The sequence below is a fragment of the Sporosarcina limicola genome, assembly GCF_014873855.1.
Lineage (GTDB): Bacteria > Bacillota > Bacilli > Bacillales_A > Planococcaceae > Sporosarcina > Sporosarcina limicola.
In genome coordinates, this window is record NZ_JADBEL010000024.1 from 1 (window position 1) to 12,360 (window position 12,360).

A 12,360-nucleotide genomic window follows, 5' to 3' on the forward strand; every position below is an offset into this window, starting at 1 on the left:
TGAAGTGGTAAGGGCTTTGTCACTCACTGGTACAATCTATGTCACTTGGTGGTAAAAAACATGTCACGAGTGGTACATTTCATTGGCTGTAATCAATTTATAAGTATTTGCAAATGACACTTGAAGAATCATATGAATGAATTATCTAAAACTATAAAAATAGTAATTGCAAATTATTAAAAACCCCCTAATTACTACTTAAAAGTAACAAATAGGGGGTGACTCGAAATACTTATTAACTTTGGATATTCAACTCTTTTTTAGATCAGACAACAATTCTTTCAAGTAAATATAGTGCTCTCTTGTTTCCAAATCGTTCGGGTTTACATTCACAATAAAATTTGCCGTCCCCAAAAGATGATATACATATTCAATCTTTTTTTCTTCTTCGACATAATCAAGATGAGAGTCCAACCCATACTTTTTAATAAAAAACATTTTCGTTCTAAACTCTCTGCGATATTTTCTAGAAGCCTGCATCTTTTCGTTTACGACTATTCCAGTCACTTCTTGTTGTTGAGACTGTAGACGTACCCTAGTTTTTTTCTCGTTTATTACAAACCCCTCGGATTCAAATACGTTCTTTACAAAGTTTATGAGAGCACCCTCGTTAAAATCTCCAGAAAAAGTAAGGTCATCAGCATACCTTGTATATCTTATTCCTCGTTTTTTGGCATAGCCACCTATCCTATTATCAAGCCGTTTAGTAATTAAATTAGATAACATAGGGCTTGTAGGGCTACCTTGTGGTAAACGCCCCTCTAGAACACATAGATTTGCAAGCATCACGCTAACTTGCTTAGAATACCCTAAATTTCTGAAAAACGAATAGACCATATCATAGCTAATTGAACCAAAATAATTTTCAATATCAATACTTAATACTTTTTTTTGTTTTTTATGAAATCTTGCATTATCCTTTATTGAATAACCTTTCCTAAATCCTTTTGAATATGGACTTGGCTCCAATATATTTAAAATTTCTTCTAATATCCAACGTTGAATATTTTTCAAATTAGGCAAAGGCTCATGTATTTTTCTAAATTCATTCTTATTTTTTTTAGGTATTTTAAATTCCCTGTAAAATGGTTCCTGCGAGTTGGATACTTTTATCAAATAGATCTCTTGGTAGCCGATTAATAACGACAAATGTTTTTGATCATAAATTATAGGCAACTTTTGATCAAACAGAATTTTTGAGTATTCCAGACAACGATTTATATAATTTTCTTTATAACCCTTTGTTTTTGCAGAAGAATAAAAATTATCTCGATATACTTCCCAATTCATAATCAAACTCACCTTTATCAACTTAGTTAGTTCTAATTACCAATTCAATATTATTATCTGTCCATGTTCTTGTCATTAAAGCTGCTCTTGGTTTATTGCTTTAATGACAAGAACATGCCACGAAGGCGCCAGCCGTAGTGTGTTAATAGCTTTGGATGAGAGCCTCCAGGCGAACAGACGAAGCTATTAACACCAGGCTTGTAAGTAAGGTTCTTCTTCGCTTGGCGACTCGCCAAACGCGTGGTTAAACCACTTTAAGTCTAATTGAACTAATCTAAGTCTTTAATCTTTTTAGGGAAGTATATATCATACCTTGAAAAAACTTCTTTTAATACATATTCTTTTTGAGGACTTATTATCATTTCTGTATTCTTTCGCTTTAATTCTCTATTATATAATAACAAAACATCTTGTCCACTACTAGTTAAAACAAAACCATTTTCTTCTGTATGTTGTACGTACCCTTTTTCTATAACTTCAGAAACGTATTTCGCTATTTGAGAATATTGATAACCATGCTTGTGTAAACTTTCCAAATTTCCGTTGTTTCCAATTATTTTCAAAAGTAAAATATAATCATCTTTTTCCATTTTAGTTTCTTGGGAATGGTGCAACCCTAGCCCCTTTCTCCTTCCAAAATAAAGGAAATGTGTTATTGGGTGTTCTTATTAGAGTTATAAGTGCTTCTGATTTATTATAGCCTAACCTCTCATTTTTATGCGCTTTAATCTTCGTTTCAATAGAATCCATAATTTCCAGTTTGTAATCCAACTCTTCTTTTGTTGAACAATAATCAGTGATTCCTTTATTAAAAACAACTGACGAGTAATGATAAATCCCTTTTTCAGACAACAATTGAATTCCTTGTTCTAAAGATGCAATTGAAATTACAACAATTTTTTCCTTGATCACATTTTTTTCATCAATTAAATAATCAATTGCCGAGCAAGCCGTTTCTCCTGTACCAATAAAATCATCTACTACGATTAAAATATTTCCTTCTTTATTAATTTGATTGTAATCAATATTCAAATCATCCGTGTAATAAAGTTTTTTATTTCCGATATGATTTATATATCTTATACTACCTTTGAATAAGTAATGGACCATAGTGGAACTTTTTGATTTACCAAAATCCTCTGGAGAAATTAAAGGTGCAATATGTATTCTTGTTATTTTTGTCATATCAATAGAGCCCTCTGATATAAATTTGGCAATTGCCTTTTTAATATGTGTCATATAATCATCGAAATCAATTTTGGTAAATCTTTCTGTAAGTTCTAGTGTCAAATTTTGTTCTTCAAGTGATAACTCAGACAATAAACTGCTAAATCTATTAAAAAGACTCATTTCATTTGAATCATCATCTTCAATTTCCCAATCCTTCTTGTTAAATATTTCACGTAGTTTTAAAAATGTTTCTAGTTTAAGTTCTTTCTTTAATTTCCTATTCATATATACTTTCTATGCTCGCTTCTTCTATATTTTTTGTAACTTTTCATATGAATTCTTTATTGTTTTGAACCTATATTAAAGAGTAATGCCTGAAAGTATATTCAATCTACTTTCTTTAGTATACTGTACTTTACTTAATATTTCATTTTTAAAATTAATTTCTTCAGTGGTTACATTCACTTCATAGTAAACGGAATTACTTTTTATAGGAGGCACAATATGCTTAATTTAATTATCACCGAAAAGCCTTCTGTCGCGAAAAATATTGCAGATGCTTTAAATATCAAAAACAGAAAAGATGGCTACTTTGAAGGAAATGGATATATCATTACTTGGGCGTTTGGACATTTACTTCAGCTCTACGATGCAAAGGATTACGATGAAAAAATGGCGAGATGGAACCTAGAGAACTTCCCTTTCATTCCAACTAACTTTCGATATAAGGTTAAGGGTGATCCACGAAATCGAGGAAAAGAAGATTCCGGTGCTAAAAAGCAGCTGAAGATTATTTATAGCTTAATGAAACGAAATGATGTAGATATGATTATTTCAGCCTGTGATTTTGATAGAGAAGGTCAAATTATTGGTGATACGATTATTTACAATCTCAAGACACAGAAGAAAGTGTATCGACTTCTACAAAATGAATGGACACCCGAAGAAGTATTAAAGGGGCTTCAAAACATAAAGCCTAATATTGAAATGAGACCCCTTCTGGATGCTGGTATTAGCCGGCAATGGGCTGATTGGGTAATTGGCATCAACTTAACATCAGTGGCAACATTGCAGTATCAGAAAGGCTCGGGACAAGCCCTAAATATTGGACGGGTATTAATGCCGACCTTAAAAGTTATTTATGATCGAGATAAGGAAATAGAGAATTTTGTGCCAAAGGATTTCTTTAAACTTGAAGCCACATTTAAAACTAAAGATGAAAAAGAATACAACGGAACATATTTTGAAAATGATATAGATAAGTTCGGATCTAAGGAAATACTTGAACGAATTGAACAAGCGCTGTCAAATCAATCTGCATCTATCAACGACAAACAAGTTGAACGAAAAAGAGAGTATCCTCCGTACTTGTTTAATCTTTCAAATTTACAAGGTTATATTACAAGCAAATACAAAGGATGGACATCTGATAAAGTTTTAAAGGTAGCACAATCGCTTTATGAAAAGAAATACATTACGTATCCAAGAACGGCCAGCGTTGTATTAGAGGAAAGTCTGGTAGAAAAATCTGCTAAGGTACTGGAAAAATTGAAAAAAGATTTATCCTACGAGAAGGAAATTAAGTTTGCCAAGTTAAAACGTGTTTTCGACAATACAAAAGTCGAAAGCCACAGCGCCATCATACCAACATATTTAATTCCAAAGAGCTTAACAAGTGATGAGCAAATGGTTTATGCCGCAATAAAAAATCGTTTCATCATGCAATTCATGCCCATTGCAGAACATGAAGAGACAAAAATAATCACTAAAATTAATAGTCATGAGATAAAAGGTCATTTCGTCTCTAAGGGACGCGTACAGTTAGTCGAAGGCTGGAAAAAAGTCGAGAAGATTGACTCAAAGGACATACTCCTACCACTTGTTAATATTAATGACATTGTAAGTATTCTAAATCACGATCTAACTTCACATGTTACAAAGCCACCTAAATACCATACTGAAAAAACATTACTGAGAGTGATGGAAACATGCGGAAAAGGTTATAAGGATGAAGACAGTGAAGAAATGATGGCTGCCATTTTAAGTGGTTATAGCATTGGTACACCTGCGACAAGAGCTGAGACAATTAAAAAACTAAAAGATGTCGGCTATATTACAGGGCAAAGTAAAAGTTTAATGTGCACGGAACTTGGATATAAACTCGTAGAAACCTTTCCAATTAAAGAGTTGTTTGATTTGGAGTTTACTGGGCGGTTGGAAAAAACATTATCTGATATAGAAAAACAGAAAGTTTCTAGGGAAGATTTTCTTAACTTGATTTATGAATTTACGACTAATGCTGTCGGTAGAATAAAAAATGAAAAAAGTACAATTATTAATGAGATTCAACAAAAAGAAAAGAAGCATGAAGTATTGGGTAAGTGTCCCCTTTGTGGTCACGGAGTAATTGAAGGGACTAAAGGATATGGTTGCAGTAACTGGAGAAGTGGCTGTAAATATGTTATTTGGAAGAATGATAAATTTTTAGCGACTATGAAGAAAAAACCAACTAAAACAATGGTGAAAATACTTTTGAAGAATGGCGTAGTAACAGTTAAAGGATTAACTAGTAAAAAGGGGAATAGGTTTGATGCTAATATGAGGTATGAAAAAAATCAGGATAACGAATATTTCAGTTGGAAGATGGAATTCAATAAAGAGTGATTACAAATAACGTCAACTATTTAATGTGTCCAAAAGTCCAACTTTTAACACAGGGGATATGGGATTAGCAGTATTCATTCTAGACTCGCCTTTTCTATTCAACATATAATATGATGAATTCAAGTTAGATTACAATAAGTATAATTATAAACAAATGAGAGGTGCTTTTTGTGAGTGCGGTAGTTTCTAAATAAGACAAAATTTAATAAAATAGATTCAACAGCAAATAGGGATTATGTATGTAACGCCCATTTATTTTTTGTGGATTTATTTCGAAACCTATGAAGATACCCACTCTACTTTATAAAGCGCGTGATGATAATCGGATAAATCCATTTTATTGTAACTGGAACGCCATCGTAAAAACGATTTGAACAAGTTTCGAATATGAGAAGAAAAGCGAATTAAGTATAAAAGTAACAGATTTTTCTGACTGATAAAGTTGTCTGGATACACCACTGAAAGTATATTTGAATTGTCATCATGGATGAATGAAAGAGTCCGAAACTCCTTTATATCAAGGGGCTTCGGACTCTTTTTACTTAGACTAACATCATGGTTTCACCATCCCCAGTATAAAAACTTCAAAAGTTTAAATGATAGAAATAATTGTGAACGAAATCCCTGTGATAGCTAATAACTTGATTAATATTCGCGCATATTTCAATCAGATATCACCAAAAAAGATTGCCATGTAATTTTTGAACTTGATCCTTTTGTTGGTTTGGAATAAAGTTTGATCAAAATCTAAAAATGCGGGCAGCATCATCCCCAGTTTTTATAAAAAAGTTTAATCGTATAAACCAACGCGTTTTGAACAAGGTTGAACTGTCCCCTTGACACCGAACATCAATCGGACTACAATCAGACTTAAGATGTATGATTAGACTCGAATTAGAGGAGATGATTGAAGATGACAGTAGATGAAATAATGGAGCTAACCAATCAAAAAAGAGGGACAATTGATCAATTTAGGATGGAGATCCAAAAGTACGGATTAATAGAAAAACATCAAGCTTTGGATCTTAGAGCTGTCACAACGTTCAGGAAAGCAGTTGAATATAGGGAAGCGGAACAAAACACTTGGAGCGACTCTATACAACGTGCTATACAAGAGGAGTATGGCGAAGAGATGAAGTTACCATTTATCTGGACGAAAGAAATTATTTTGAAAAATTTATTATGGCAGATAGAAAATAAAAAAGTTGATGTAGTACGAGTTGATAATCGAGTGAGTGCTATTGGAGCTCATAACGAGGATTTCCACATTGTGTATGAAGTCATGATAAGTAATTTCCGAGAAATGGGTAAAACTATAGCTGCCTACAATAATAGTAGTGGCACAGATGGTAACCCTGTAACAACATTCGTTTGTAAAGGTAAAGATTATATATATTATTTAATTGGAAAGTATAATACTATTACAAAAAGCGAAGATATTCATGTGTTTTATAATGATGGAATCGAGTTTAATATAATGAAATGTGAGCATATCTGTGGCGGAAATAGCGACAAAGGGAATTTAGATGTATTGTGGCAGAAATGCTCTACTGTTGCTCCAATGTACAGTTAAAGAGAAATGGGATGGCAATAAGCCGCTGAGACAATCTCAGCGGCTTTCTTTTTAAAATTAACTTGAAATTGCAATTGATTCAATTTTTCCAGCGTGAATAGTGTATTGTAGATCTGCTACATTATTTATGAATGTTTGATCATGAGATACAAATACAAATTATTCCCTATCACTAAGCCAACCACTATATAAATCATTCAGTGAGGTCTCGGGGATACTTTCTATCTTTAAAAACGAATTAATTATTGTAAATAGCTTTTTGTTTAAAGCTAAAATATATCTAAAATCAATGTATGTTTCTATTTCAAGAAAATAATCATAGAAGTTTTTGTTATCATCATAGTGAATAGTATTTCTTAATTCAGCAACAGATTCAAAATTATCCTTTTTATATTCATACAACAAATTCGAAAATTGATCATTGCTATGTCTATCCAATTCTGTAAATTGAGCAGGATAAAAATCATTTAAATTCTCAACAGCGTCCATGATGCTGTCAATTTTTATTAGCGTATAGCGATAAAGAAAATATTCATCTAATTCATCAGGGTTATCCACTCTTAAATAGTAATCTTCATACCCCCATTTGATAGTAGCTGCTTCTTGTAATATTAATATTAATCTATACTTAAACACATTATCCGAAACTTCTCCATCGAATATTTTTGAATGATTAATATCCTTACAAATTGCGTTGCCTTGTTCTGACAAAGAATACTCTGAGCGTACTTTTAATGATGGAAGAACCTCTTGAAAGCTACTTTCAATAGCTTCAATCAGCGCTTGAAGAATTGTGCCTATCTGAACAGAGAGATTATAAATTTCTGGTTTTCCCTAGTCGTTAGTTTCCTTCAAATATTGTAATCTACGAATCAAATACTCAACGTATATTGTGCTTCCCATCATATCGCCATCTTTTAAATAGAACCCTACATTATCTGTGTATGATTTATAATTATCCACGTGTATCCCAATTATTTCTTCGAATATTTTATCATTTGCACCATTACGATACAGTTTAATACCGTTTCTTATTTCTTTTATTTCTATTGGAAGGATCTCAATGTCTTTAATTATAGTTTTATAGATTTCAAAAATCACTAGGCAACTATCCCTTAAAACTGAATAAGAGATTATTTCATTAAAAAACGGTTCTTTTTGAACTCTTAGAAGAAACCTTTTCAAAGATAACATATCATAATAGGCCGATGTAATCTTTGAGTCCATGTTATTAACAGCCATTAATGATCATTCTCCATTTCATTAATTTATATGATTTCAACTTTAATGGATAGCACCAGTGCCGTCTGTTACTATATTCTGATGGAGTATATCCTCTACTATCAGAAATGAAAATAATGTATGAACAACCACATTTAATGCTTATCAACTTTCCAAATCAAATATGCTTTCAGTTGCTAATACAAGTGAACTTGGCAATACATTCAGACCCGAAGCCAAAGCAAAAATAGTATTTATGGTCGGCTTTCTCTTTCCTCTCTCCATTAAGCTGATGTATGTACGATCTAAACCGCAAATATGTGCTAACTCTTCCTGTGAAAACTTCTTTTCTAATCTAATTTCTCTAAGTACTTTCCCAAAAACCTCTTCTATTTCCATCCACTATAGCACCACACTCTTTTTCTCTATACTCAGAGAAATGTGGTGTTCAGTCCACGGACTATAGTCTGCAAAGAAGGGCCTGATATGCTACACTATCTGTAATATAAAACTACAATTGGATAATGAAATGGGGTAGAAAACATGAGTGAGATAGAAACTTTTGTAAACGATTCAAAATTACCAAGTCAACTAAAAGAATACTTTACGGCAAGTGAAAGCATTCAAGCATTGATAACTAAGAAAATCCTATCTGAAATTGAAGACTTGTATATTTATTACATATCCCTGTATAAATTTGATACATCAGAATTTAGCGCCTTTACAATCACTTCTTTAAAAAAATGCAAAGACTTGGATTCCTTTTATTACTATTTAAAGAAGGTGATTGACACAAACCTGGAATTAAAGTCTAAAGATAAATCATTCAATTGCGGTAGAGATTATTTATTTCTAAATGATGACTTTGTAGATATATTATTCAAAGAAACTGTTGTTGAGTTTTGTGACTTCATTGACAGCATTTATAAAAAGAATGAAAACCTAAACTTGAAAAAAACCTATATAAGCCTCGGTAAACTAGAATTAATAAATAGGCTGATTTCCAACACAGACTACAATAAAATCTTAATTTCAGGAAAGAGAGTACTTGAGCAACACGAAAGCAATAAAGACTAGGCTATTATATCTCCTACTCTAAGGAAATATTTTAACTATACAATATACTACAACTCCTGATTATTGCGTATTTATATCCTCAACTGTTATATATGACAAAATCGTAGTGGCTTTTAATAATTGGAATAACTTTAATACATCAGTCTCGGTTATGGAATCGTAATCGTGAAATCCATGCGCTACCGAATGGCGATTTAGTTCCTTATTCGGTTCATCTCCAAATGTCTCAAATGTTTTCAAGTATACTCTCAACACTGAAAAAGCAAACACTTTAATATATGCATTTAGCTCATTGCCTTTATCACCATCGACTAATTTGTTTATTTTAGTGTGATATCGTCTCCCTTGAGGCCTTTTCGTAATTAGTATTGATTCTCCTTGAATATTACCATCAAACCAAGAGTTAATAATATGTTCAAACACGGCGAATAGAGGAAAAATACATAGCTTATAATAACCTGAGTTATATGCAGCATACGTTTCCTTAATTAAGCTTGAATGAAGTGCAAACATCGGATCACCAAGAACTTCTTCAATATATTCCGGAAGACTTTCCTTAATATGCTTTGGAAGGTCTTCAATTCCCACTTGCTTTTCCTCCACCACTGCAAGAGTCTCAATGTCTAAACACCATAATAATTCTCCGTACTCTTTAAGCTGCCCATCAGTATATTTAATCCTTTCGGCAGCTGCATCACTTAACGCCCTCCAATCGATATTTGCTAATGGCTCAAATAATTCTTTAATCCTTGTATTCATTTCAAAAATAGGCTTCATAGATTCGACTATTTTTTCTTGTAATTCAACCATCGGCATGACAGCCCTTGCCATCTGTTTCTGATATTCGATCAATCGTTCCATTTCTATTGATAATTTAAATTTCTCAAATGGATTTTCATCGTCTCCCATATTACAACCCCTCGGCTTTCTACAATTCTAAGTCATCTATTAATGTGTTTTGCGGCTTGAATTCGATTATCTTTTCCTTCGGAGAACTTGACGTCTTTTTCTTTGTTCTAAAGCGCTCAAATTCCTCGTACCCCTGTAAAGGGGCTTCAGTAAACATTGTCTCAAATAGTTTGTCTACAACCTTACTGCGTGTCTTTCCTGTCCTTACAAGGTTAACTAATGGTACATTATCGTCACTACTTGCATCCAGCCATTGAAAGAATAAGACTTCGTATTCCTCTAACCTTGACTTTAATGCATTTATATCTTGTTTTAATTCAATGGTTACTTCATTCTGAGCTTCCAGCTTCAATTGCAAATCATCATTACTCTTAATAATTTCCTTCAGTTTATTCTCATTCATAATTAGAGCACCAATTAGTTTTTCTTTATTCTTAGAAGTCCCGTCGAATAATTTATTTACTGCATCTACCGTATCAACAATCTTAATTCTGCTGGTCTTTTGTGAGTTATCGGACGAATACTCATACACTTTATTGGCCTGGTCAATTGCTTCCCGACCTTGTCTACCTGATTTTCGCCAAAAATCTTCACTAAACAAATATTCACATGATCCAAGTTCGTGCATCTTTTTGCTGTGACGAAATACATCCATATATTTTAAGGTTCCGGTACTTTTATTTTCTTGGATAAAGTCATATATTACTGCGTCAATGGCTTCTTTGGGATACTCTTTTGGTTTTCTACCCCGTTTACTCATAGCTATTCACTCTTTCCTTTAAGCTTGCTAGCTTGAACAAGGAGGCTCTAAGCTGCTTTGCATTCTCGGTAAGTTTTTTATTAAAAATTGTACTGGTTTCGCTATACTCGGGTGTCTTATATTCACCTATCCCAATGTAATATAAGTTTCTTAAATTCTTTATTAAGCTCTCAACTTCCTGTTCACTTTTCACTATTTTTGAATGTATCTCTGCTGTATGCCTTTTATAATCTTCAAATTCAATTCGCCAAGACTCACAAAAGTAACATTCGTCAACTTTGCATAATTGATCAGGATCTGTGCAATATCCGACTTTCAAAGGTATCTTGGTAGATGTAGTGGACGGCTTCAAAATAAACTTTTCCTTGAACTTCTTACTATCAAAATCTGCTGTACTATTTTCCTCCCTAAAATTTCGTTTATAGTTGAAGCTAAGCATCAATTCCATAACTTCTGAATCGACCCAGTACTCTAAATGCTGGTGGTAATGATATTGTGAATAAATAGATGAATGCCCTCCTAATCGCGCTATCTCGGTAGGGTGGTATCCTAAAGTAATTAGATTTAAAAAGGCAAAGTGGCGTGTATCATTCAGTCGTATTTGCCTATTAATAACATTGGTAACACTTTCTACAGTCGCTTTTTCATTGACCTTCACGTTCTCCCCATAATATTTATATTTGTACTTCCCAAAAACAACTTCTTGATAGAACATATATAATACATGGGCCATATTCCTATAATTAAATATTTCTATATCGTGCTTGAGTGTATTACTAATGTCCACTTGCCTTGGAATAGACCTATAGGAAATAAGTGTTTTTGAATCCCCATATTTATCTGTTCTCTGCACGTATTCAAGGATATTATTTGCCAAGCTATTCGGGATGTAAATTTCGTCAAGAATTTGGACTCTACGATTATTAAGTTTTTTTCTAGGAAGTTTTATATAATAATCGCTATCATTATTCCTTAACCCGTTTCTGTCTATATTACAGAATTCAGATATTCTTAACGGAATAATCGTTGTAAGTTTCCACCATAAATAAACAGGGTAGTATTTCAAATAATCCAGTTCAGACATTTCGGGTTGAAAAAAGTCCTCAACTACTAGGGAAAATTTAAGTATATCTTGGGAGCTTGGGAGCTCTCTAATACCTAGTTCATAATCACTTTGATTTTTTATTTCCCAAAGTTCTTTCGTATATATACCTTTGGAATCCATTTCCTGATAATAATCAATGAAATTTATTGCAGTTCTTGTATAATCGGTTTTCTGTCTGTTGCCCATAACCTTAATGAAGTCTTTAGTTTGTTTAATTTTATTTGAATCAAAAAATGAAGAGATTTCTATTATTTGATTAATTCTTTTTGAATACTTTTGAATACTTTTCACTGACAAGTTTTTTTGAATTAAGGATGCTATCCAACATTTCACGATATCAGATTTCAACTTTCCGTTCTCAGAACTACTTAAATTTTCAAACTCCTCGAAGAATATATGGCAGTGACCATCTCTGCCATTATCGTACAACTTCCAATGATTGCTAGTAAACTCTACTTCCGACTCTTTACTTTCTTCTTTATAATTCAGTAGCGTTTCTTTCGCTTGTTCTACAGTATCTTCAAAATCGAAAACTTCTTCGTTTGTTAAATCTAGGATATCTAATTCTTCATAGTCTATATTCAACACAAC

Annotated in this window: 12 protein-coding genes; 3 read left to right on the forward strand and 9 right to left on the reverse strand. The window is 32.6% G+C overall.

Translation table 11 applies throughout. The features are described 5' to 3' along the window. Window positions 1–249 precede the first annotated feature (249 nt). From H4683_RS16560 to H4683_RS16570, 3 genes are all read right to left on the reverse strand, one after another. Window positions 250–1,290: a retron St85 family RNA-directed DNA polymerase gene (locus tag H4683_RS16560; protein WP_192599945.1), complete on the reverse strand. Its 1,041-nt coding sequence runs from the start codon at window positions 1,288–1,290 to the stop codon at window positions 250–252. A 269-nt stretch (window positions 1,291–1,559) separates the two neighbouring features. Then, window positions 1,560–1,880 carry a hypothetical protein gene (locus H4683_RS16565; RefSeq protein ID WP_192599946.1) on the reverse strand — a complete coding sequence of 107 codons (321 nt, stop codon included), beginning with the start codon at window positions 1,878–1,880 and terminating at the stop codon, window positions 1,560–1,562. A gap of 1 nt (window position 1,881) precedes the next feature. Next, entirely contained in the window at window positions 1,882–2,745 is an 864-nt protein-coding gene (locus H4683_RS16570; protein ID WP_192599947.1) for a phosphoribosyltransferase-like protein, read from the reverse strand. Between the two features lie 219 nt (window positions 2,746–2,964). On the opposite strand from H4683_RS16570, the gene H4683_RS16575 reads away from it, so the two are divergent. After that, the gene (locus tag H4683_RS16575; protein ID WP_192599948.1) at window positions 2,965–5,124 is read left to right on the forward strand and encodes a type IA DNA topoisomerase; all 2,160 of its coding nucleotides are present in this window, start codon (window positions 2,965–2,967) and stop codon (window positions 5,122–5,124) included. Between the two features lie 913 nt (window positions 5,125–6,037). Next, window positions 6,038–6,697 carry a hypothetical protein gene (locus tag H4683_RS16580; protein ID WP_192599949.1) on the forward strand — a complete coding sequence of 220 codons (660 nt, stop codon included), beginning with the start codon at window positions 6,038–6,040 and terminating at the stop codon, window positions 6,695–6,697. Window positions 6,698–6,856: 159 nt separating this feature from the next. On the opposite strand, the gene H4683_RS16585 is transcribed toward H4683_RS16580, so the two are convergent. The 3 genes from H4683_RS16585 to H4683_RS16595 all read right to left on the reverse strand — a co-directional run bounded on the left by H4683_RS16585 (window position 6,857) and on the right by H4683_RS16595 (window position 8,317). Further along, window positions 6,857–7,408: a hypothetical protein gene (locus H4683_RS16585; RefSeq protein ID WP_192599950.1), complete on the reverse strand. Its 552-nt coding sequence runs from the start codon at window positions 7,406–7,408 to the stop codon at window positions 6,857–6,859. Between the two features lie 123 nt (window positions 7,409–7,531). Then, the gene (locus H4683_RS16590; protein ID WP_192599951.1) at window positions 7,532–7,939 is read right to left on the reverse strand and encodes a hypothetical protein; all 408 of its coding nucleotides are present in this window, start codon (window positions 7,937–7,939) and stop codon (window positions 7,532–7,534) included. 144 nt (window positions 7,940–8,083) lie between these two features. Beyond that, entirely contained in the window at window positions 8,084–8,317 is a 234-nt protein-coding gene (locus tag H4683_RS16595) for a helix-turn-helix domain-containing protein (protein ID WP_192599952.1), read from the reverse strand. Window positions 8,318–8,461: 144 nt separating this feature from the next. Here H4683_RS16595 and H4683_RS16600 point away from each other — a divergent pair, with 144 nt between their 5' ends. Further along, complete coding sequence (locus H4683_RS16600) at window positions 8,462–8,995, forward strand: hypothetical protein (protein WP_192599953.1); 534 nt, start codon at window positions 8,462–8,464, stop codon at window positions 8,993–8,995. A 60-nt stretch (window positions 8,996–9,055) separates the two neighbouring features. Here the strand turns inward: H4683_RS16600 and H4683_RS16605 are convergent, their stop codons facing one another. The 3 genes from H4683_RS16605 to H4683_RS16615 are packed head-to-tail and all read right to left on the reverse strand — an operon-like array spanning window position 9,056 to window position 12,357. Then, the gene (locus H4683_RS16605; protein WP_192599954.1) at window positions 9,056–9,904 is read right to left on the reverse strand and encodes a hypothetical protein; all 849 of its coding nucleotides are present in this window, start codon (window positions 9,902–9,904) and stop codon (window positions 9,056–9,058) included. A 19-nt stretch (window positions 9,905–9,923) separates the two neighbouring features. Next, entirely contained in the window at window positions 9,924–10,664 is a 741-nt protein-coding gene (locus H4683_RS16610) for a hypothetical protein (RefSeq protein ID WP_192599955.1), read from the reverse strand. Next, on the reverse strand, window positions 10,657–12,357 hold the full coding sequence (locus tag H4683_RS16615) for a tyrosine-type recombinase/integrase (protein WP_192599956.1): 1,701 nt from the start codon (window positions 12,355–12,357) through the stop codon (window positions 10,657–10,659). Before H4683_RS16615 ends, H4683_RS16610 begins: the two co-directional genes overlap by 8 nt. Window positions 12,358–12,360 lie beyond the last annotated feature (3 nt).